Source organism: Allokutzneria multivorans (assembly GCF_039537405.1).
Classification (GTDB): domain Bacteria; phylum Actinomycetota; class Actinomycetes; order Mycobacteriales; family Pseudonocardiaceae; genus Allokutzneria; species Allokutzneria multivorans.
This window is the reverse complement of record NZ_BAABAL010000004.1, coordinates 229,301-249,552: the sequence shown is the minus strand read 5'-3', so window position 1 is coordinate 249,552 and position 20,252 is coordinate 229,301. Positions and strand designations below refer to the sequence as shown.

Here is a 20,252-nt window from a genome sequence, read left to right as displayed (position 1 = left end):
CTCCCTTCGACCTCAACCCTGACCGAGCGCACCCCGCGCGCGCCCGACCGTGGCGAACCGATCCGATCATTCGCTGACCGGCGCAGCACCGCCAGCGCGGCCCGGCGTTCAGGGCCTCGCGTGGTTGACCGTGTCGGAGTCCCACGTCACCGAGTGCTCGGCCGCCGCGGGCAGCACTTCCAGGAAGTCGTTGCGCACCAGAGCTTCGACCGCTTCGGCACTGCCGCCGACGTAGGTGGTCATCATGTCCACGTCGGTCGCCACGCACCACGAGTGGTCGCTCGGCCACCACATATTGGCGTACAGATCCTCGAAAGGCTTGTCGGACAAAGAGAAAGCTGCTGAGGCGATGCTGCCGGACAGCAGTGCCATGTCGCGGCCGAACAGCTCGAAGGACGGCGCGGCGCGCCACCGCGCGGACAGGGCGCCGTAGCCGTCCCACACCGCGAACCAGCACCGGCCGGGCGTCCTGGTGTGCTTGGTGAGCACGGAGACCAGCTCGGCGGCGACCATCGCGGGCATCGACCCGAGCACGGGCTCCTCGTCCCAGACCGCCAGCCGAGCGGTGATCGGCCGGAGGTCGCTGCCCCACTGCTCGGGCCGCGAGGTCTCACCGGGCGAAGGCGGGTTCAGCTGCGCCCACTGCGCGAGCGGGTGCATCGCGCGGCCGTGCGCGGTGGCCACCTCGCTCCACCGGACCGGAGCACCGACGCGGAGGGCCGGGTGGAACACCCGCGCGTAGGCCGGGAACCGAACGGGCACGAGATCTCCGACCGTGCCGCCGAAAACGCGGTCGGCGGCGGTGACCACCCACGCCGAAGCGCGAGCGGTCGCCGCCGGTACCGGTTGTGCCGTCATGCGATCAGCAGTTCGTGATCCGGGCGGACCTGCCGAACGCCGAGATCTTCCCGGTGGGCGGCACGTAGTTCGGCGGGAACGTGATCTCCCCGCCGACCCAGCTCCCGTAGAGGTGGTTGTTGCGGCAGGCCGTGTTCGCGTGGTTGGCCGCGCTCTTGCGCCCCGTCGTGACGTGGTTGCGGGCCGAGGTGCCCGCGAGCGCCCCGTCGCGGTAGATCGCGCCCCGCACCGCGATCCTGGCGACGTTCGCCGAGCACGTGATGTTCACGTGCACGTTCGCCCGCCGCGGATCGGTGTGCGACTTGTGCGGGTTGTCCGTTCCGCCGACACAGCGGATCACCGCCTGGGCGCCAGGAGCGCCCGGGGCCGGTGTGGCGATCACCTCGACCGTGCCGCTGCCCTCGCTCAGCGCGGACTGCGGAGCCGTTTCCCCGGTTTCCGCCGCGGCGGCGGGCCCGGCGAGAGCCACCGCGAACGCGGACACCGCGACAACGATCTTCATCGTGCGATTGCGCATGAGAACCATTCCCCCTAGGTCTGCTCATCGCCCCGCGGAGACCCCCCGGTTTCCGCACCACAACGGGCGATGCCATTCGACGTTCGCGCACGCAAACCAGCACCGGTACCGCCATTCGAGTAAACGGACAGCCACGTTCGAGAACGAACTCCACAAAAACGCTGACACAAAAGGAAAGAACGCGGTTCGATTAATAGACACCAGAACGCGGGGCGATGGTCAAGGGTCGGCCGTCGAGTTCCACGCTCCCCTGCTCGTCCCACCACAGCGCGCCGTCGGCAGCGAGGTACGGCCACAGCCCGCGAACGTCTCCGCCCTCGTGCAGCGCCCGGGCGACCGCGCGCAGCAGGCTCGCCAGATCGGGCCAGGAATCGGTGAAGTCACCGCCACCGCCGTGCCCCGCCCAGCCCAGGCGCCCCTCGCCGGGGCCGGGTCGCAGATCGATCACCTGGACCGAGCCGCCCGCGCTTCCCGCCCAGGGAACCCACAGCGGGTGCCACCACGGCTGCTCGTCCCACGGGCGAGCGGTCAGGCCGTCGTTCTCCCCCGCGATGTCCATGCACGTCCGCCACTGTTGCACGAGCCCGCTCACCGACAGCGGCGACTGCTCGGGAAAGATCGTCGTCCAGGCGGACATCCCGTTGTGGCACAGCAGGGATTCCGTCAGCTCAGCGGGCAGCCGAGCACCGAGAGCCCGTTCCGCCGCCTGGATCTCCCCGGGCGTGGCAGGCGGATTGAGGAGCGCGAGCTCCGACGGCGCGTTCCGCGCGAGCCAGGCGTCGATCAGACGCCAGGACTCCGCGAGGTCGCTCACCGCCGCTACGTCCAGGTCCAGACGTTGCGCAGATCCGCGCGCCAGTCGATCGGCTTGCCGCCGCCGACCGTGGAGTGGATGGCCAACCCCATGCCCAGTCCCTTGCCGAGGTCCTGGGAGCGCTCGATCCGCAGCTGGAAGGGATGCCCGTTGTCGTCCCACCAGCGCTCGACCTGCCGGACGCAGCGCACGGCACCGTGGAACCGCGTCTGGCAGGTCGTCGGCGGCGACCACACCTGCTGGTGCTTAAAGCGGACGACGCCCTGCGGCGTGGTGATGGTTCCCTCGGCGACCAGGCAGTACGCCTGAGCCGGGATCGTCCACCGCGCGTAGTGCTGCTGGCCCTTGTGGCCGGGCAGCGGCTTGAGGTCGGCGCAGTTCCCGTCGCCGATCTGCTCGGAGGTCACGCGCTGCGCGTTGTAGGTACCGCTGGACTGGTTCTGGTAGCCGTCCAGGTAGAGCCAGTCGCCGTCGCGGACGAAGTGCTCCTGCCCGTCGCCCGGCCGGTTCCAGTTCGACGGCACGTCCCACCTGATCACCGACTTGCCCGGGCCCTCCGGCCGCCACGCCCACTGGCTGGCGGGGGTGCCCGCGCTGTCCACCACGATCCCGGCGGACTTGGCGCTCAGCATGGAGAACTCGTCGTAGGTCTCAGCCGCTGGTGCCGGCACGACGCCCAGCAGCACAGCGACGGCGATGCTCGTCTTCACGGCGGCGGAGGCTAGCGGTAGCTCCGGCGCCGTGCCCGGTGATTCACGAAAACAACCTCACGCGGCGGCGCGGAGCCGCAGCAGGCCTTCGACTCCCAACAGGAAGGTCTCGCAGATCGGCTCGGGATCGGAGAGGCAGCCGGTGGCCATCGCGCCGTCCCGCAGCAGGACGAGGTGCCGCGCGGCGGGCTCGGCGGGCGTGTCCCCGACGCGCGCGAGCAGGTCGGTGATCATCTGCGCGAACCACTGGCGGTGCGCGAGGACGGCCTGGTGCACGGGGTGCTCGGGGTCGGGGTACTCCGCCGCGGCGTTGAGGAAGGCGCACCCCCTGAAGCCCGGGGACCGGATGCTCTCCGCGATCGACTCGGCGACGGCCCACAGGGTGTCCGAGGCCGACATCCCCTTGGCGGCGACGGCGGCCGCCTGGCTCCGGATGGCCTGGTCGGCTTCCTTGAGGTAGCAGGCGATCAGGTCGTCCTTGCCGGGGAAGTGCCGGTACAGCGTCGCCCTGGTCACCTTCGCCTCGGCGACGATCCGGTCGACGCCGACGGAGTGGATGCCCTCCGCGTAGAAGATCCGCGTCGCCGTGGCGAGCAGCCGGGACCGCGCTTCGGAGACCTGCCCTTGGACGTTCGTCACGGTCACCACGATAGCAGGAGGGAGAACGTTCGGTCTTGACGTGGCTCGCGTCCGCGTGCCACGCTCTCGACAGAACGAACGTTCTCCCTACCGTCGAAGGAGCCCCCGTGAGCGCCACCACGACCGCCGCGCCCGCCGTCCCGCTGCGGCGCCTGTACTTCCTCCGCTTCGGATTCGCGCTCGTGTGGGCCGGACTGCTGTTCACCAGCGCGTCGACGCTCGGCCCGCTCAGCATTGCGCTGCTCGTGGCCTATCCCCTGTTCGACGTCCTCGCGGCCGTCGTCGACCTTCGCTCGTCGCGCGGCGCCAAGCCCGCGCTCGGCCTGTACGTGAACATCGCGATCAGCGGACTCGCCGGGATCGGCCTCGCCGTCGCGGTCACCTCCGGCATCCCGGCGGTCCTGCGCGTGTGGGGGATCTGGGCGATCGTCTCGGGCCTCGTCCAGCTCGCCGTCGGCCTCAGCCGCCGCGCTCTCGGCGGCCAGTGGGCGATGATCCTCAGCGGGGGCCTGTCCGCGATCGTCGGAACGTACTTCGTCCTGCAGGCCGCGCAGCCCGACGCCTCGCTGACCACGCTTGCCGGCTACGCCACCGTCGGCGGCCTGTTCTTCCTCGCCTCAGCGGTGCGCCTCGCCCGCTCGTGATGCCTCAAGACGCCACAACCCCCGCTCCCTTGCCGGGAGGGGGGTTGGGTGGCTTTGAAGACGCGCAAATCCCGGCGGGATCAGGCGATCAGCACGGCCTCACGTAATAGGCGAACGTGGTGAACGGCTGGAGGCCGATCGGCGTGTGGCCCGGGGTGACGCACTGTTCCTTGTCACCGAACAGCTTCTCGATGTGGATGGTCACGTTCCCCGAACCGCAGTGGTTGTAATAGGCGTTGTTCTGGATGACGTAGTAACCGCACGGGTGCGCCAACGGTGCGGCCTCAGCCGGGTGAGTGGCACCGACAAGCCCGACCGCAGACGCGGACAGCACGAGCGCGGCGGACAACAACCTCATGGACACGATGACCTCAGTTCTTTCACGTATGAAATCTGCACTGCCTCGCGCAAATTAACCATTGCGAAACGCGTGCACAAAGACTTCATGCTGCGGTGAAATCGGCCATTAGTAGCCGTGAGGCGCGCCGCCTCGCGCGAGAAGACCGAACGCCGCGTCCGCCGCCGCCGCCGCTTCGGGGTGGACGTCCGTCGCAGTGCGCCCCGAAGCGAGCTTGGCCCAGTTCTCGCGGGCCAGGATCTCGCGCACGACGGCGTACTGCGCGGCGACGAGCCGGGACATCAGGTCGTCCGGAGCCGCCGCGCGCAGCGCTTCGCCGAGCGAGGCGGTGTCCTCGGCGGTGAGCTCGCGCAGCCGGACGGCGATGCCGGGCGTGTCGAAGACCAGCCGGTGGTAGGCGAGCACGTCCGGCGCGTCGCACAGGCCCGTCGTCGGGGCGCGCTCGTCGAGACCGCGCTGGAAGTGTTGGTGCAGCGCGGAAATCGGCGTCTGGTCCGGCGCGCGGTCGCGGACCACGCGGGCAGCCTCGCCGAAGTGGTCGGCGGCGCGGTGCAGGACCAGGTCCTCCTTCGAGTCGAAGTAGCGGAACAGGGTCGGCTTGGAGACCTCGGCCGCGGCCGCCACGTCGGCGACGGAGACCCGGTCGAAGCCTCTGGCCAGGAACAGCGCGATGGCAGCGTCGGAGAGCGCCTGGCGCGTGCGTTCCTTCTTCAGATCCCTCAGCCCGCTCATGACCACAGCCTACCAGGTGTCGTTACTCAGTTAAAAACATAACCGAGTTGTGTTTTACTGGACGGCATGAGCGACGTGATGATCAGTGGAGCCGGGCCGACCGGACTTGTCCTCGCACTCGACCTCGCCCGCAGGGGGATCCGGGTGCGGGTGCTGGAGCGCTCGCCCGAGCCGCAGACCGGTTCGCGCGGCAAGACCCTGCACGCCCGCAGCGTGGAGGTCCTCACCGATCTGGGCGTCGGCCCGGCGATCGCGGAGATCGGCACGGCAGGCCAGAAGTACCGGAAGTACTTCAACGGCAAGCACATCAGCGACAGCGCGCCCTTCGGCGAGAGCACGCTGTTCCTGCCCCAGACCGGCGTGGAGAAGATCCTGCGCGAGCAGCTCGCCGCCCACGGGGTGCGCGTCGAGTTCGGCGCGGAGCTGGTCGGCTTCACCCAGACCGAGGACCGCGTGGTGGTCGAACTCGCCGACGGCGGCACGGCGGAGGCGGGCCACCTGGTCGGCTGCGACGGTGGCCGCAGCACTGTGCGCAGGCTGCTCGGCCTCGCCTTCGTCGGCGAGAGCGCGCGGGAGCAGTCGATGATCTGCGGTGACGTCGAGCTCGACGGGCTCGACCGCGAGTACTGGCACCAGTGGGTCGACGACGAGGGCGCGTTCATGCTCTGCCCGTTCCGCGGCACCTCGGCGTGGCAGGTGCAGACCGCGCCCGAGTTCGCCGACGACGGCAGCATGATCGAGCCGTCGCTGGAGTCCTTCCAACGGCGCTTCGAACGCCACGCACGCGTGCGTGGGATGCGGCTGCGCAACGCGACCTGGCTGTCGAGCTGGCGGATCAACGTCCGCATGGTCGAGCAGCTGCGCGCGGGTCGGGTGCTGCTGGCGGGCGACTCCGCGCACGTGCACCCGATCGCGGGCGGACTCGGCATGAACACCGGCATCCAGGACGCGTGGAACCTCGGGTGGAAGCTCGCACTGGTGGCCTCCGGCCGCGCCGATCAGGCGTTGCTGAACACCTACCAGGAGGAGCGGCTGCCGATCGCGGCGTGGACGCTGAACCTCTCTTCCGAGCGGCTCGACGCGGCGATGGCGAAGCTGCACGTGCCGGGCACCGGGCTGGACACCGTCGCGGTCACCGAGGTCAGCGGGCTCGGCATCAACTACCGCTGGAGCTCCCTCGCGGCGGGCAGCCTCGGCGATCTCCAGGCAGGCGACCGCGCGCCGACCGGCTCGGCGGCGGGACCGCTGTTCACCGTGCTCGGGTTCGGCGATTCCGGCCGGGCCGCGCGGGACCAGGTCGCCGCCGCGCACCCCGACACCGTGCGCGCGGGAGCCCACGCGGAGGGCTTCGGCATCGAGGGCGACGCGGTCGCGCTGATCCGGCCCGACCACCACATCGCGGTGATCAGCACCGATGCCGAGCCGGTGCTGAAGTACCTGGCGGAGTTGTTCAGCTGAACGCTGACCTGCGCACTTGACGCTGCACCGTGAACGGCGCCGTCCCACGAGGGGACGGCGCCGTCACCACAGGAGCACTCGATGAAGCACCTCGGCGTACTGGGACTGCTCGCGCTGTCCCTCGCCATCGCCGCCCCGGCCCCCGCCTCCGCGCAGTCCCGCGTCGAAGTCCCCGTCACGTGGTCGCAGCAGCCGGACGGCACCACCTGCGGACCCACCACGGCGAAGATGGTCCTCGGGCCGCTCGGCGTCTCCATGAGCGTCGAGCAGCTCAAGGGGCCGGTGGGCTACTACACCAACAACGAGACCAACAGGTGGGGCATGCGCGACGGCTTGAACAAGCTGCAGAAGCGCCACACCTACCGCGTGATCGAAGGCGACAAGATGGACCAGCGCGCGGCCAAGGACCACCTGGTCCAAGCGGCGCGGGAGGACCTGCGCCACGGCGTGCCGATCGCGCTCGCGATCAAGGGCGCGCTGCCCGGCTACCCACAGGGCGTCGACCACTGGGTGGCGGTCGCCGGTGTCGACGGCCGCAGCGTGCTCGTCCACGACCCGGTCGCGCAGCGCCCCGGCTGGAAGAACGTGCCGCCCTCCCGCTGGCTCGACGTGAGCCAGATCCCGATCAAGGCGATCGTGGCCTGACCTCAGCGCAGAGCGGAAACCATGGCCTCGGCCATCGGCCCGCTCGAAGCCGGGTTCTGGCCGGTGAACAGGTTGCGGTCGCGAACGGTGAACGCCTGGTAGGCGGGTCCGCCGGAATGCTTCGCGCCCAGTTCGCGCAGTCGGCCGGCCAGCAACCACGGTGCGGCCTCAGCCGTGCCGAAGAGCCGCTCCTCCTCGTCGGTGAACGCCGTCATCTCCCGCCCGGCGAAGTGCCACCGGCCGTCCGGGTCCACAGCGGACAGCAGAGCGGCCGGGCCGTGGCAGACGGCACCGATGAGCTTGCCGGTGACGTCGGCCTCGACCAGCAGTCGTCCGAGGTCGGCGTCCCGGTAGAGGTCGACGACGGGCCCGTGCCCACCGGGAAGCACCACGGCCGCGTAGTCGTCGAGGCCGATCTCGTCGAGCTTGAGCAGCGGGCCGAACTCCCGCAACGCCCGCTCGGCGTGCTCGACGTGGCGGGCGCAGTCGGGACCGGCGATCTCCGGGTCGGCGCTGTGCTGGTCGAGCGGCTGCCGCACCCCACCTGGAGAGGCGAAGTCGACCGTGTGACCGGCCTCGACGAACTTCTGGTGCGGCGCCGCCAGCTCTTCCGCCCAGTAGCCGGTCGGGTAGGACGAGCCGTCGGTGCGCTCCCACGTGCTCGCCGCGGACATGACGATCAGAACCTTGCTCACGAGATCGTTCCTTCTCTCGTCGTTCACCGGACTGCTCAAGCGTGTCCGAGCGGAGGCCGCTCCGGGCGCCCATCACGCGCCCTGCGCGGGCTCGGACGCGGCAACCTAGGACGCACAGGTCCAGGCGGCGGTGCGGCGGTTCGACGACAATGGGGACCGTGGCCGGCACCAACCGCGAACTCGCCGATTTCCTTCGACGCGCCCGTGCGCAGGTCGACCCGGCGCGGGCGGGCCTGCCGCCCGACGGGCGCGTCCGCCGTGTTCCCGGTCTGCGGCGGGAGGAAGTCGCTCGGTTGGCTGGCGTGTCCACCGACTACTACGCCCGCCTGGAACAAGGCCGGCGCATCGTGCCGTCCTCGGCCGTGGTCGAGGCCATCGCCCGCGCGCTCGAACTCGACTCCGCCGGGCGCGCGCACCTCGTCGACCTCATCGGCCTGACCTCGGCGCCGCCCCGCCCCCGAGCCCGTGACGCCCAGCGCGTGCGCCCGGGCCTGCACCAGCTCCTCGACGCCCTCGACGGAGAACCCGCGCTCGTCCTCGGCCGCCGCACCGACATCCTGGCCGCGAACCGGATGGCCAAAGCACTGTTCGCCGACTTCGACCAGATCCCGGCGCCACAGCGCAACTACGCCCGCTGGATGTTCCTGGACCCGGACGCGCGATCGCTGTTCGTGGACTGGCAGGACCAGGCGAGGGCCGCCGTCGAGAGCCTGCGGTTCGAGGTCGGCCGGGACCCCGACGACCGAGCGACCGCCGAACTGGCCGCCGAGCTGCGCGCGCACAGCCGCGAGTTCACGCGGTGGTGGGAGCAGCACCGGGTCCACCAGCGCACGCACGGCTCGAAACGGCTGCGCCACCCGCTCGTCGGGGAGCTGACCGTCGAGTACGAGACCCTCACCCCGCCCGGTGATCCGGACACCACGCTGTTCGTCTACACCACCGAGGACGGCTCGCCGTCGCGCAGGGCCATGAACCTCCTCGCCAGCTGGACCGCGTCCTCGGCACCCTCGGCACCCTCGGCGCCGGAACTAGGACCGTTCCTGTCCTGATCGGCGGATACGTTCCGCCGGCGGGCCGGAAGACCTGGCCCGCCAGGACGAGGGGCGAGCAGATGACGATCTTGGTGACCGGAGCGACCGGAACCATCGGGTCCGCGGTGGTGGAGGAACTCCTCAGGCGCGGTCACCGCGTGCGCGCGCTGACCAGGGACGCCGCCGCCGCGAACCTGCCCGGCGACGTCGAGGTCGTCGAGGGTGACCTGACCGAACCCGAGACGGTCGAGCCCGCGCTGCGGGGCGTCACGGCGGTCCACCTGCTCAGCGCCACCGGGAGCGACGTCATCCCGCTCGCCACCGGCCCCCGGCTCGTGGAGCTGGCACGGCGGGCGGGGGTGCGCCGCGTCACCGTCCTCGCCACGGGGACCGACGGCCCGGTGGAGCAGGCGCTGCGGGAATCCGACCTGGAGTGGACGGTCCTGCTGCCGATCGACGTCATGTCCAACACGCTGGGCTGGGCCCAGTCCATCCGCGACGCCGCAGTGGTCGAGGAGCCCTACGGCGCGCGGCGGACCGCCTCGGTCGACATCGCCGACTTCGCCGCGGTGGTGGCCACCGTTCTCGCCAACGGTGGCCACGCGGGCAAGTCCTACCGGGTGACCGGCCCCGAGGGGCTCACCCCGGCCGACAAGGTCCGGGCCATCAGCGCCGCGACCGGACGGGAACTCGGCTTCACGGAGCTGACCGACGAGCAGGCGCGCGGGCTGTGGCGGTCGCAGGGCTGGCCGGAGGAGGGCATCGACTTCATGCTGACCATGTGGGCGACGGTTCCCGCGACCGTGGGTGTCCCGACCTCGGTCGTTCAGGACGTCACCGGCCGGCAGCCGCGCACCTTCGCCGACTGGGCCGCCGAGAACGCGAGCCTGTTCGTCTGAGCACCAAGCCGCTCACCGAGCGACGGGGAGGCTGCTCGGCCCGTGGATCACCTCGCGCATGGGGTCACCAGGTGAAGCGCTCCGGGTGCTCGCGAGCCTCCTTCTGGATCTCCGCCAGGTCGGCGGCGAAGAACTTGGTGTGCCCGCACTGCAAGCACACCACCGCGTTCAAGGTCGACAGCGGGCGCGCCCACAGCGTCCGGGCGTGCGGGTGGATCCCGACGTGGTGCCCGCTCACCAAGCCGAGATTGCCGACCTGGGTGCCGCCGCACAACTCGCACTGCGGCAGCCGGGACGGTGGGGGCGCGGTTGTCATGGGCATCCCTACCACGCGATCCCTTGCGAGCAGGGGGAATCAGCGGCGCGGTCCCCCGGGCGGGCCAGGATCGCTCAGCGCGGCGCACGTGATCAGCAACGCGATGAGCAGGAGCGCGGCCGCGCCGACGTCGGCGAGCGCGGTGGCGATCACGGTCGGTTCCTGCGGCGGGCCAGCCAGCTGGTCAGCGTGACGGTGGCGAGGACGAGCACGATGACCGCGAGCGAGAGCGGCGTCGGCACCTCGGGCACCGCGGGCCAGATCCCGTGCGCCCAGTGCAGCACCAGCTTGACGCCGATGAACGCCAGAATGATCGCGAGCCCGTGGTTGAGGTGGACGAGCTTGGCCAGCGCGGAGCGCAGCACGAAGTACAGCGCCCGCAGGCCCAGCAGCGCGAAAGCGTTGGTGGTGAACACCAAGTACGGGTCGTCGGTGATGCCGAAGACCGCGGGGACCGAGTCGACGGCGAACACCACGTCGGTCGCGAAGATCGCCACCACCACGACCGCCAACGGGGTCAGCGCGCGTCGTCCGTTCTCCCGGACCACCATGCGGGTGCCGCGGTAGTCCTCGGTGACGGGCATCAGCCTGCGCAGCAGGCGCACCGAGCGCATCCGCGAGGTGTCCTGCTCGCCCGCGTGGCCGGAGAGCGCCTGGCGAAGGATCTTGATCGCGGAGAGGAACAGGATCAGCCCGAACACCAGGAAGGCCCACGTGCCCGCCTGGAGCAGAGCGGCTCCGGCCGCGATGAACACCGCGCGCAGCACCAGTGCTCCGGCGATGCCGTAGAGCAGCACCCGCTGCTGCACCTCGGCGGGCACGGCGAATGCGGTCAGCAGGAGCATGAACACGAACAGGTTGTCCGCCGACAGCGACTTCTCGACCATGAAGCCGGTGATGAAGTCCAGCGCGGGAGCGCCGCCGAACGCCGACCACAACCAGAGCCCGAACAGCAGCGGCAGGGCGAGGTAGAAGGCCGACCAGCCAACGGCTTCGCGCAGGGACACCTCGTGCGGGCGCCGGGTGACCAGGAAGTCGGCTACCAGCAGGCCCAGCAGGACGGCGACGCTGACCGCCCAGAGCCAACCGGAACCGATCGAACCCGTTGGCGCGGCAGCCTCAGTGAGTGTGAAGGGTGCGGACACACGTCCTCCTCGAACGTCTCGCGTTCGAGGTCTCCTTCACCCTCAGCGGGCGGCCTCCCGAGGACACCATCCAGGCGTCCGTACTGACCGGGCAGGCCCAAGCGGAAGTACTCCCCTCGTCGTCAGAGACTGCCATACTGCGGGGTCGGCGGTCCGTGACGTGGGGGGAACCATGGGTGGCGAGACGACGAAAGCCGGGCGCAGAGGACGGACGAGCAAGGCTCCCGAGGGCGCGGAACCGGCCGCGGTCTTCGCACGGCAGTTGTGGGAGCTCAAGCAGCTCGCGGGAGATCCGTCCTACGACACCATGCGCCAGGACCACGGCGCGCTGGCTTCGAAATCGGCGTTGTCCGCGGCGGCGCGCGGCGCGCAATTGCCTTCCTGGGACACGACGTGGGAGTTCGTCCGGCCGCTCGCCGTCGGCGTGCTCGGCCAGGACGAGCAGCGAGTTCACGCGCAGTGGCGGCAGCGGTGGGACCAGGCAAACGCCAAGGCTGCTCCTGTGGAAGTCCCTTCGGTGCCCCCTCGGCCCAGGCGGCGCGCGTGGTGGGCGCTGGGTGCGGTCGCCGCGCTCGGCGTGCTGCCCGTTGTCGTGCTGTGGCCGCGATCGGAGCGACCGGCGCCGACCACGATCGCCGAGCCGTGCGAGGCGGGATGGCTGTGCCTCTACCGCAACATCGGCTTCGATGACATGAATTTCCGGACCAAGCGGCAGAACACCTGCTGGCAGCTTGCCATCTACGATTTGCAGGACGCCGTTTTCTCCTACGACAACAACCTTCCGACAGCCGCTCATTTCTATGACGCGGCGAAGGTCAACGTTCGGAGCATCCGCGCGGGCGACAGCAGTCAGGACAGCTCGTCGCTGCCGGGCGCCCACTGGTTCTGCACCGGCTCCGCACGACCGTGATTTGACCGGACAGCTCCGCTGGCCAAATCCCTGAGCTGCACGTACACCCTGATTTGACCATGGCCGAACCAGGGCGCTTCCCCCGTCGCCGGACCGCTTCCTACGGTCGCCCCGTCAGAAGTCCTGGCGTAGAGGGGATGATCGATGAAGCTCTTCAAGATCGGCGCCGCCGCCGTTCTCGCACTGGCGGCCACAACCACGGTGGTCACGCCCGCCACCGCGGAAACCGCAAGCCAGGTGTGCCCTTCCGGATACGTGTGCCTTTACGAGCACAGCGATTTCGGTGGCCGGATGCTGAAGTGGAACCTGTCCGGAGAGAAGGACCTCGCGGACTGGGGCTTCCGCGACAAGGCCTCCAGCATCAGGGACAGGCGCGGCGGCAGCTTCCGGGCGACGAACGTGCTCGCCGCTCGGCCTGACCAGCACAAGACCTACAACGGCGACTACGCCTCGCTCGGCAGCTGGAACGACAAGATCGACAAGATCCTGCTGCCGTAGGCGCTGAGAGAAAGGAGATCACAGGTGAAGCGAATACCGTTCCTCGTTCTCAGCGCCCTGTTGCTGGTCGTGCTGCCCCCGGTGGCGACCGCGAGCGCCGCGACCCACGTCGAGTTCACGCCGCAATCGGTGCTCGCGCCGAAGGTGCCCGAGCCCGGTCAGCCGAAGTTCGACCAGGAGGTCAAGGCGCTGGGCAGCGTGCAGCTGCAGATGTCGGCGACCCAGACCGCCTACGTCCGCTCGGTGATGCGCGGGAACTCGGCCACCTACCGCTCGCTGTTCGACAATGAGGTGCGATGCACCTGGCCCGGCGGTGAGCAGAACTTCGTGACTGGGCAGAACATCCTGCAGAAGGGTGCTTCCGCGGAGCCGGACAAGGAGGACGTCCAGCTCACCACCCGGTTCCTGGTGCACCCTGGCGTCGCCACGAAGGTCACCTGCACCGCCTACGTCCGCGCCGCGACGCTGCGGGACAAGCTGGACGCCAGATTCCAGCTGCACAGCGGGTTCCTGGAGTTCGCCGACACCTCCGTCGACAACACCACCGCCGGTGTGCCCGCCCAGCGCTCCACGCCGCGCGGCCTGGTGCGCGTCGGCCCCGAGGACGTCGCGCGTGAGCCCGCGCTGCCGTTCTTCACGCTCGCACCGGGAACCAAGAAGCTCAGCGTCTTCGCCGACACCGAGTACAAGACGTGCTACCCGGGGCCGGGCAAGGACTGCACCAAGCCGCCGACCTCGACGGCCACCTTCACGCTCTTCGTCAACCAGTGGAACGGCGACAAGCTCTGCCAGTCCAGCAACGCCACCACGACGACCCGCGAGATGTCGTACTCCGTGCACCACCACTACGTCCCGCTGCACCTTCCCGACTTCACCATCCGGCCTGACTGCGAACAGCGGTTCAACGCCTACGTCCAGGTGAAGTGGCAGGGCGGTATGGACGGCGGAGTGCAGGGCACAGCGGTGGGCCTGCCGGACTCACGCGGCTCCACCAAGACCCACGACTCCGACATGAGCCACGTCTTCGCCGTCCCGATCAGGAGCTGATCCCTCGTGCCGGTGCTCCGTCCCGGGGCACCGGCACCAAATTCGCGTGCCGCGCGTTCACCGGTCATGAGCGAGGGAGGCGCCGTGGAGGACCCGCAGACGCCACGTTGGGTGGTGTGGATCGCGCGCGCGATCTCCGTAGTGATCGTGGTGCCGGTGACGCTCGTCTGGGAATGGCTCAAGGCCACCGGCCGATTCCTCGTGGTGCGCCCGCTGCGCGCGGTCGGCAGGCTCGGTGTGGCACTGGCTGGTTTCCTGCGCCGTTGGCTGTTCGCTCCCTTGGGGCGAGGCTTCCGTGCTGTCGGCCGCTTCCTGCTGCTCCGCGTGCTCCGCCCGGCCTATGCGGCTGGGCACTTCGTCTTCTCCCTGCTCGGCCGCGCTCTGCGTGCTTCCGGTCGGTTCGTCCTGACCTACCTCCTCCGTCCGACCGGCGCCGCCCTGCGAGCGTCAGGCCGCAGTACCGTGCGTGGGGTGCGCTGGGGGTTCCGAGCGCTGTCGCGCGTCGTGGTTCGCCCTGCACGCCAAGGAGTTCGCAAAGCCGCTGGAGCGTTCGGGCGAGCTGTCCTGGCAGTGCTCATCGCGTTCTTGCGCGTCGTCTGGATGGTGCTCGCCCCGATCGGCCGTGGCGTGCTCGTCGTGAGCGTCGCCGTTGGCAAGCTTCTCCACACCGCGTTCTTCCCGGTGCGATGGGTGTGGCACTCCGCGCTCGCGCCGAGCGGCCGGTGGACCCGCTCAGCAGCGCGAGCTTTCGGCGCGGCGCTCCGGGCGGTGTTCCGGAGGCTCGGCACGGCTCTGCGGACGCTGTTCCGGCTCTGCGGGGTGGCGCTGGGGACCGTGTTCCGGCTCCTCGGCTCTGCTCTGGTGTGGGCCTACCGCCGAGTCCGGCAAGGCCTGCTGATCTTCGGCCGCGCGATCGCTTCGGCGTTCTTGTGGGCGTACCGTCGCGTGGCGCTACCGTTGTGGCGCGGCATCGTCGCGGTGGTGCGATACGTCGTCATCCGCCCAGCGAAGGCTGTCTATCGCTTGGTCCTCGTGCCGATCGGCCACGCGGTGCGCACCGCGACCCGGGCGATCGTCGTCGCACCAACGCGATGGGTGTGGGCCGCCATCCTCGCCTCAGCGCGACGGGTACGAGCAGCCGTGATCGCCTCGGCACGATGGGCGCGGGCAGCTGTAGTCGCCTCGGCCCGGTGGGCGCGGGACTCCGTCCTAGCTCCCGTGCGCTTGGCGAGCCGACGCGCGCGCCTCCACCTCCGCAGCGCCTTCGGCCGCCCACCAACCTGATCCGCGCGCTTACGCCCTGAATGACTCATTGAGGTACCTCAACTCCCCGAATGAGTCATTCAGGGCGTTCAACGCACCAAACGAGGCGTTCGCGCGGCTCGCCAGGCAGGCGCGGCGGCTACCACAGGTTGTCGCCGCAGCTCGTCATGAACGCGATCGCCAGAACCACCGGCACCGACGCGACCGCGAGCACCGCCGACCAGACAACGACCACCGTCGATGCCTGCACCTCTCATCGAGCCAGCGCGAGTTGGCCGCCCGGCATGTCCTACGCTCACCGGCAAACCCATGCAGAACAGCGCCAACCTCGCACAAACCACCAGGTCAGGAAGTGTCTTCCCCGCGCGAGCGGGGGTGGTCCCTCACCCAACCCGAACCCCCCGGTCCGGTCTTCGTCTTCCCCGCGCGAGCGGGGGTGGTCCCCGGTGACCGCGCTCGGCGAGCAGCAGCGCGGGGTCTTCCCCGCGCGAGCGGGGGTGGTCCCCACTGGCGGATGGCGGGTTCGAGCCGGTGTCCGTCTTCCCCGCGCGAGCGGGGGTGGTCCCCCGACACCCGGTCCCACCAGTCCTCGACCACCGTCTTCCCCGCGCGAGCGGGGGTGGTCCCGTGACCGTGATCCTGGCCAGCCAGCGCGGCACGTCTTCCCCGCGCGAGCGGGGGTGGTCCGCAATCGCGTTGCCGTAAGGGAAAAACCCATCGGCGTCTTCCCCGCGCGAGCGGGGGTGGTCCCGACCCTGACGCGGCAGAGGCGCTGGCTATCGCGTCTTCCCCGCGCGAGCGGGGGTGGTCCGGCGTCCACGGCCGCGTCCCGGCGCGGCGAGTAGTCTTCCCCGCGCGAGCGGGGGTGGTCCCCTCACCACCACTGCCCAGCAGCTCGGCTCCGGGTCTTCCCCGCGCGAGCGGGGGTGGTCCGTTGTGGGCCTCGTCGACGGCGGCGCTGCTGGCGGTCGGGTGTCTTCCCCGCGCGAGCGGGGGTGGTCCGCAGCCTCTCGCCCGGCGCGAGCAACGCCCAGGGCCGCCTCCGGCGAGCCCGGGTTCGCCGGTCTTCAAGTACCCCGAACCCCCGTCCCAGAGGTCTTCAACGAGGGCAAACCCTTGGCCGCGTTGAGGTTTGCGGTGGTTAAAGATGATCGAAAGGGGGGTTTGGGGGTCTTGAAGAGCGGCGAACCCGGTCGTGCTCACGCGGGCTGAGAGCGTCGGACGCCGCGTTTCCAGACGCCGGTGATGGCGCGGGTGGCGAAGATGTCGCGCGTCGGGTCACCGTCGACGAGCAGGAGGTCGGCGCGCAGGCCCTCGGCAACGGAGCCGCGGTCGTGCAGGCCGAAGCGTTTGGCGGGCAAGGACGTCGCGGCGGCCAGGGCTTCTGCGGGGGTGTGGCCGGAGGCGACGAAGAGTTCCAGTTCGCGGTGGATCGCGGCGCCGTGCACTGCCGGGCAAGCGCGAAACGGCGCGTTGTTGGCGTCGGTGCCGACGAGCACCTCAACGCCGGCCGAGCGCAGGCGCCGCATGCTGGTGAGCACCTTCTCCATGGACGAGCCGGGCGGCAGCTCCTCCACGGCGAGCCCCTCGGTGCCCTCGCGCAGCGCGGACTCCGCATCGGGCGGGAGGAGGGCGGCGATGCGCGGATCGTCCACAAGGGACCGTCCGCGCGCGGTGTCAACGGCCAGCTCAGCGATGGCCAATGTCGGGATCACCGCCTGGCCCCGCGCCGCAGCCGCGCGGACGACTTCCTCGGACAAGGAAGAGTCGAGTGGCACGTGGGTGGCCATGTCGAGCCCCGCCGCGAAAGCCAGCTCCATGGTGCGCGCGTCCGACACGTGAGCCACCGTAGGAAGCCCCACATCACGGGCGGCCGAGCCGAGCGCACGCAGCGTGGGCAGGTCGAAGAGCGGCACGGACATGCCGTGGTTGGCGCCGTCGTCCAGGTGCACCTTGATGCACGCGGAGCCCTCGGCGGCGCGGGCGGCGACGAAAGCGGCGGCGTGCGAAGGACCGTCCACAGTGGGCAGAAGGCCCGGGAGCATGAGCGCGGGACGGCTCCCCGGCGGGCAGGCCAACATCCCCGCAGTGATCATCTGCGCGACGTCGTCCCGCGACCGCGAGGAGGCGAGCAGCGCCGAAGTGGCATCCGGCGGGAACGAGAACAGGTCGACCTCGGTGGTGACACCGAACGCGAGCGCCAGCTCCAGGTTCTCCACCGAGCCGAACACGTGGGTGTGCGCGTCGACGAAGCCTGGGAGCAGGGTTTTGCCTGTGCCGTCAACGACATCGGGGGCGTCCGCGGTCACCCCGCCGACCTGGGTGATCACCCCGTCCTCGACAAGAACCGAGTCGTGCGGCGAAACGCCGGAGCCGTCGAAGATCCGGACGGAGCGGAAGACCGTTCTCACGCCCACCCCACCGGCAGCGACAGCGGACCGCGCACGATCATGCCCTTGCGCCACTGGATCTCCTCCTCCGGGACCGCCACGCGCAGCGCGGGGAACCGCTTCACGATGGCCCCCAACGCTTCCTGGAGTTCCATGCGGGCCAACCGCGCGCCGAGGCAGTAGTGCACACCGGCGCCGAAGCTCAGGTGCGGGTTGTTCTCGCGCTCCAGGTCGAGCTCCTCCGGGTCCGCGAAGACGGCGAGATCGCGGTTGGCGGAGAGGCTGGAGACGAACACCGCGTCACCCTCGCGCACGGTCACGCCGCTCAGCTCCACGTCCTCGACAGCGATGCGGCCGTAGGAACCGCCGACGTCGAGCGGCACGTAGCGCAGCATCTCCTCCACCGCGGTCGGCACCCGGGACGGGTCGGAGCACAGCGCCGCGTACTTCTCCGGGTGCCGCAGCAACAGGTAGGTGAAGTTGGTGATCTCCATGGCCGTGGTCTCGTGCCCGGTCACCAGCAGCGTGATCGCCATCGCGACGAGTTCGCCCTCGCTGAGCCGTTCCCCGTCGTCGTGGGCCTGCACAAGCGCGCTGAGCAGGTCCTCCTTCGGGTCCACCCGGCGCTCGGAGATCAGCGCCATGAAGTACTCGTACATGGCCTGCTGAGCGGCCACCATCGCCTCGACGTCGAACTGCGTCGTGGCCATCTGCGCGTCCGACCAGTGCCGGAAGCGCTCACGGTCGGCGTAGGGCACGCCGAGCAGCTCGCAGATCACCATCACCGGCAGCGGGAGCGACAGGTGCTCGACCAGGTCGGCGGGCTGCCCGGCGGCGACCATGTCGTCGAGCATCGAGGTGACGGTCTCGCGCACCCACGGCCGCATGGCCTCCACGCGGCCGGTGGTGAACTCCTTGGTCACCAGCTTGCGCAGCCTGGTGTGCTCCGGCGGGTCCATCCACATGACCAGCTCGGGGATCGGCGGGATCGGCTGGACGCTCGGGATCCCCTTGCCCACAGCGGCGGCGCGGCTGAACCTGGCGTCGGTGAGCACGGTCTTGACGTCCTCGTGCCGAGTGATCAGCCACCCGTCGCCGCCGTAGGGCAGGGTGATCCTGGTGACCGGCTCCTCCTCGCGCAGCTTCGCGAAGAACGGGTCGATGTCGAGCCGTTCCGGTGTGCTGAATGGGAACTTCACGAAAACCTGCCTACAGAGCTTGAAGGATGAGGAAGACGTAGCTGGAGAGCACGAACGCCATCGCGGGCGCGAGCGGCCAGGACGGCCTACCGGAAAGAAACCGCCACGCGCCCAGCACGGGCAGCACGAGCGGCAAGTACGGCAACCAAGCCGTCACCGACGTGGACTCCCACGGGCGGAACACGACGAGCGCGAGCACCCCGGCACCGAGCCCCAACCCCAGCGCGGTCACCGCGCTGCCAACCGGACCGAGCACGCCCGAGTACATGCGCTCACCAGAAGCGTTGTCCCACTTGGTTTTCCGAGCGAACTCGAAGTGCAGGAAAACGCACGCGAAGATCAAAAGCAGCGGGACCGCGCGCCAATCGGCAGGCCCACCGCACGAAACGTAGAGGTAGACGCTGAGCAGCAGCTGCACGGGATAGGTCACGAACAGGTTCACGATGAGCCCGTCGCGGATGCGGTGCGACCAGCGCTCCAACACCACAAGGAACAGCCCATAACCTAAGTCCGCCAACACCAACAGCACCGAAGCAGTCGACGCGAAAGCGTTCAGCACCGCCACGATCACGGCGATCACGGCCATCGCGGAGCGCAGCTCGGTCGCAGTTATCGCACCCGACACCAGTGGCCGGTCGGGGTTGTGGACCCGGTCGTACTCCAGGTCCTTCTGCTCATCGACCATGCGCATGAACAGCAGCACCAGCACAACGGAAACCGCCCGCACCGCAGTGCCCTCGTCGAGAACCCAGTCCCGACCGGAGATCAGCACCGCCGAGCCCTCCAGCGCGAGCACCCACAGCACCGCGTAGGTCGCGTAGATGTGCGGGCGGAACATGCGCAGGACGAAACGACCGAGCCTCACGGTTGCCAGTTGTTCCACGACATCACCTCCCCCAGTGCGCGTCGGGGACCGGCGTGAAACCCGTCGTTGGCCATGTGCGCCAAGGGGATCAGGGCGACCTGGGTAACCTCGTCGAACGGAATCCCCAGCAGCTCAGCCACTTCGCGCTCCCGAGCCAGGTGCACGGTGGTCAGCGTCGTACCGAGCCCACGGCTGCGCGCGGCCATCATGAAGCTCCACAGCGCCGGATACACCGAGCCGTAGAAGCTGGAGCGCTTGGCCGCCGATGCAGAATCGGTGAGCCGCCCGCGAGCACACCCGAGCACGAGCACCGGCACGTCCTGGAACCGATCGGCAAGGTACTGCGCGGACGTGGTCATGCCGCTGCGCGCCACCTCATCGGACAGCGTCGCGCGGTAAGCGGCGAAGGCGGCGCGGTAGTGCTCGGCGATGCCCGCGCGCAGCTCCGGCGCGTCGATCACGAGGAAGCGCCAGTCCTGCCGATTCGCGCCGTTGGGGGCGTGCAGCGCCAACCGCAGGCACTCCTCCACCACCCCGCGCGCGACCGGCCGGGTCAGGTCGAGCCGACGCCGCACCGAACGGGTCGTCGTCGCCACCTCGTCGAAGTCCACGCCCACGT

General features: G+C 70.0%; 23 protein-coding genes and 1 CRISPR repeat array. Of the genes, 9 read left to right on the top strand and 14 right to left on the bottom strand.

What is annotated here, in order from left to right; genetic code table 11:
- Positions 1-108: 108 nt before the first annotated feature.
- The 5 genes from ABD798_RS03215 to ABD798_RS03195 form a co-directional block, all read right to left on the bottom strand.
- Positions 109-858, bottom strand: a complete 750-nt coding sequence (locus ABD798_RS03215; protein WP_344870950.1) for a hypothetical protein — start codon at positions 856-858, stop codon at positions 109-111.
- Between the two features lie 4 nt (positions 859-862).
- On the bottom strand, positions 863-1,375 hold the full coding sequence (locus ABD798_RS03210) for a hypothetical protein (protein ID WP_344870949.1): 513 nt from the start codon (positions 1,373-1,375) through the stop codon (positions 863-865).
- Between the two features lie 190 nt (positions 1,376-1,565).
- A complete protein-coding gene (locus ABD798_RS03205; protein ID WP_344870948.1) occupies positions 1,566-2,189 on the bottom strand; it encodes an SMI1/KNR4 family protein in 624 nt (207 codons plus the stop codon).
- A 5-nt stretch (positions 2,190-2,194) separates the two neighbouring features.
- Positions 2,195-2,899, bottom strand: coding sequence for a hypothetical protein (locus ABD798_RS03200; protein WP_344870947.1), 705 nt, complete (start codon positions 2,897-2,899; stop codon positions 2,195-2,197).
- Positions 2,900-2,956: 57 nt separating this feature from the next.
- Positions 2,957-3,538 (bottom strand): TetR/AcrR family transcriptional regulator, encoded by a 582-nt coding sequence (locus ABD798_RS03195; RefSeq protein ID WP_344870946.1) that lies wholly within the window; start codon positions 3,536-3,538, stop codon positions 2,957-2,959.
- 107 nt (positions 3,539-3,645) lie between these two features.
- Here ABD798_RS03195 and ABD798_RS03190 point away from each other — a divergent pair, with 107 nt between their 5' ends.
- A complete protein-coding gene (locus tag ABD798_RS03190; RefSeq protein ID WP_344870945.1) occupies positions 3,646-4,182 on the top strand; it encodes a hypothetical protein in 537 nt (178 codons plus the stop codon).
- A gap of 88 nt (positions 4,183-4,270) precedes the next feature.
- Here the strand turns inward: ABD798_RS03190 and ABD798_RS03185 are convergent, their stop codons facing one another.
- Positions 4,271-4,540, bottom strand: a complete 270-nt coding sequence (locus ABD798_RS03185; protein ID WP_344870944.1) for a DUF6355 family natural product biosynthesis protein — start codon at positions 4,538-4,540, stop codon at positions 4,271-4,273.
- 108 nt (positions 4,541-4,648) lie between these two features.
- A complete protein-coding gene (locus ABD798_RS03180) occupies positions 4,649-5,272 on the bottom strand; it encodes a TetR/AcrR family transcriptional regulator (RefSeq protein ID WP_344870943.1) in 624 nt (207 codons plus the stop codon).
- A gap of 66 nt (positions 5,273-5,338) precedes the next feature.
- Here ABD798_RS03180 and ABD798_RS03175 point away from each other — a divergent pair, with 66 nt between their 5' ends.
- Positions 5,339-6,730, top strand: coding sequence for an FAD-dependent monooxygenase (locus ABD798_RS03175; RefSeq protein WP_344870942.1), 1,392 nt, complete (start codon positions 5,339-5,341; stop codon positions 6,728-6,730).
- 81 nt (positions 6,731-6,811) lie between these two features.
- Positions 6,812-7,375: a C39 family peptidase gene (locus tag ABD798_RS03170; RefSeq protein ID WP_344870941.1), complete on the top strand. Its 564-nt coding sequence runs from the start codon at positions 6,812-6,814 to the stop codon at positions 7,373-7,375.
- Between the two features lie 2 nt (positions 7,376-7,377).
- On the opposite strand, the gene ABD798_RS03165 is transcribed toward ABD798_RS03170, so the two are convergent.
- A complete protein-coding gene (locus ABD798_RS03165) occupies positions 7,378-8,070 on the bottom strand; it encodes a type 1 glutamine amidotransferase domain-containing protein (protein WP_344870940.1) in 693 nt (230 codons plus the stop codon).
- A 149-nt stretch (positions 8,071-8,219) separates the two neighbouring features.
- On the opposite strand from ABD798_RS03165, the gene ABD798_RS03160 reads away from it, so the two are divergent.
- Both ABD798_RS03160 and ABD798_RS03155 read left to right on the top strand, forming a co-directional pair.
- Entirely contained in the window at positions 8,220-9,119 is a 900-nt protein-coding gene (locus tag ABD798_RS03160; RefSeq protein WP_344870939.1) for a helix-turn-helix domain-containing protein, read from the top strand.
- 62 nt (positions 9,120-9,181) lie between these two features.
- Positions 9,182-10,000, top strand: a complete 819-nt coding sequence (locus tag ABD798_RS03155) for an NAD(P)H-binding protein (RefSeq protein ID WP_344870937.1) — start codon at positions 9,182-9,184, stop codon at positions 9,998-10,000.
- 64 nt (positions 10,001-10,064) lie between these two features.
- Here the strand turns inward: ABD798_RS03155 and ABD798_RS03150 are convergent, their stop codons facing one another.
- Both ABD798_RS03150 and ABD798_RS03145 read right to left on the bottom strand, forming a co-directional pair.
- On the bottom strand, positions 10,065-10,316 hold the full coding sequence (locus ABD798_RS03150) for a hypothetical protein (RefSeq protein WP_344870936.1): 252 nt from the start codon (positions 10,314-10,316) through the stop codon (positions 10,065-10,067).
- Positions 10,317-10,465: 149 nt separating this feature from the next.
- Complete coding sequence (locus ABD798_RS03145; RefSeq protein ID WP_344870935.1) at positions 10,466-11,461, bottom strand: TerC/Alx family metal homeostasis membrane protein; 996 nt, start codon at positions 11,459-11,461, stop codon at positions 10,466-10,468.
- Positions 11,462-11,621: 160 nt separating this feature from the next.
- Here ABD798_RS03145 and ABD798_RS03140 point away from each other — a divergent pair, with 160 nt between their 5' ends.
- The 4 genes from ABD798_RS03140 to ABD798_RS03125 all read left to right on the top strand — a co-directional run bounded on the left by ABD798_RS03140 (position 11,622) and on the right by ABD798_RS03125 (position 15,200).
- A complete protein-coding gene (locus ABD798_RS03140; RefSeq protein ID WP_344870934.1) occupies positions 11,622-12,371 on the top strand; it encodes a peptidase inhibitor family I36 protein in 750 nt (249 codons plus the stop codon).
- Between the two features lie 144 nt (positions 12,372-12,515).
- A complete protein-coding gene (locus ABD798_RS03135) occupies positions 12,516-12,869 on the top strand; it encodes a peptidase inhibitor family I36 protein (protein WP_344870933.1) in 354 nt (117 codons plus the stop codon).
- A gap of 24 nt (positions 12,870-12,893) precedes the next feature.
- Positions 12,894-13,916 (top strand): hypothetical protein, encoded by a 1,023-nt coding sequence (locus ABD798_RS03130; protein ID WP_344870932.1) that lies wholly within the window; start codon positions 12,894-12,896, stop codon positions 13,914-13,916.
- Positions 13,917-14,000: 84 nt separating this feature from the next.
- Complete coding sequence (locus ABD798_RS03125; RefSeq protein WP_344870931.1) at positions 14,001-15,200, top strand: hypothetical protein; 1,200 nt, start codon at positions 14,001-14,003, stop codon at positions 15,198-15,200.
- 333 nt (positions 15,201-15,533) lie between these two features.
- A CRISPR array of direct repeats spans positions 15,534-16,181; the repeat unit is 28 nt; unit sequence GTCTTCCCCGCGCGAGCGGGGGTGGTCC.
- Between the two features lie 197 nt (positions 16,182-16,378).
- On the opposite strand, the gene ABD798_RS03120 is transcribed toward ABD798_RS03125, so the two are convergent.
- The 4 genes from ABD798_RS03120 to ABD798_RS03105 are packed head-to-tail and all read right to left on the bottom strand — an operon-like array spanning position 16,379 to position 20,244.
- On the bottom strand, positions 16,379-17,590 hold the full coding sequence (locus ABD798_RS03120) for an amidohydrolase family protein (RefSeq protein ID WP_344870930.1): 1,212 nt from the start codon (positions 17,588-17,590) through the stop codon (positions 16,379-16,381).
- Positions 17,587-18,768 (bottom strand): cytochrome P450, encoded by a 1,182-nt coding sequence (locus ABD798_RS03115; RefSeq protein ID WP_344870929.1) that lies wholly within the window; start codon positions 18,766-18,768, stop codon positions 17,587-17,589. Before ABD798_RS03115 ends, ABD798_RS03120 begins: the two co-directional genes overlap by 4 nt.
- A gap of 10 nt (positions 18,769-18,778) precedes the next feature.
- The gene (locus ABD798_RS03110; RefSeq protein ID WP_344870928.1) at positions 18,779-19,651 is read right to left on the bottom strand and encodes a UbiA prenyltransferase family protein; all 873 of its coding nucleotides are present in this window, start codon (positions 19,649-19,651) and stop codon (positions 18,779-18,781) included.
- Complete coding sequence (locus ABD798_RS03105; protein ID WP_344870927.1) at positions 19,630-20,244, bottom strand: nitroreductase family protein; 615 nt, start codon at positions 20,242-20,244, stop codon at positions 19,630-19,632. The genes ABD798_RS03110 and ABD798_RS03105 overlap by 22 nt, the downstream gene beginning before the upstream one ends.
- Between the last annotated feature and the right edge of the window lie 8 nt (positions 20,245-20,252).

What these genes read in the sequence shown, in the direction of transcription:
- ABD798_RS03150 (WP_344870936.1), bottom strand. Translation starts at nt 10,316, where the DNA reads ATGACAACCGCGCCCCCACCGTCCCGGCTGCCGCAGTGCGAGTTGTGC.
- ABD798_RS03185 (WP_344870944.1), bottom strand. Translation starts at nt 4,540, where the DNA reads ATGAGGTTGTTGTCCGCCGCGCTCGTGCTGTCCGCGTCTGCGGTCGGG.
- ABD798_RS03135 (WP_344870933.1), top strand. Translation starts at nt 12,516, where the DNA reads ATGAAGCTCTTCAAGATCGGCGCCGCCGCCGTTCTCGCACTGGCGGCC.
- ABD798_RS03170 (WP_344870941.1), top strand. Translation starts at nt 6,812, where the DNA reads ATGAAGCACCTCGGCGTACTGGGACTGCTCGCGCTGTCCCTCGCCATC.
- ABD798_RS03180 (WP_344870943.1), bottom strand. Translation starts at nt 5,272, where the DNA reads ATGAGCGGGCTGAGGGATCTGAAGAAGGAACGCACGCGCCAGGCGCTC.
- ABD798_RS03175 (WP_344870942.1), top strand. Translation starts at nt 5,339, where the DNA reads ATGAGCGACGTGATGATCAGTGGAGCCGGGCCGACCGGACTTGTCCTC.
- ABD798_RS03160 (WP_344870939.1), top strand. Translation starts at nt 8,220, where the DNA reads ATGGGGACCGTGGCCGGCACCAACCGCGAACTCGCCGATTTCCTTCGA.
- ABD798_RS03155 (WP_344870937.1), top strand. Translation starts at nt 9,182, where the DNA reads ATGACGATCTTGGTGACCGGAGCGACCGGAACCATCGGGTCCGCGGTG.
- ABD798_RS03215 (WP_344870950.1), bottom strand. Translation starts at nt 858, where the DNA reads ATGACGGCACAACCGGTACCGGCGGCGACCGCTCGCGCTTCGGCGTGG.
- ABD798_RS03210 (WP_344870949.1), bottom strand. Translation starts at nt 1,375, where the DNA reads ATGCGCAATCGCACGATGAAGATCGTTGTCGCGGTGTCCGCGTTCGCG.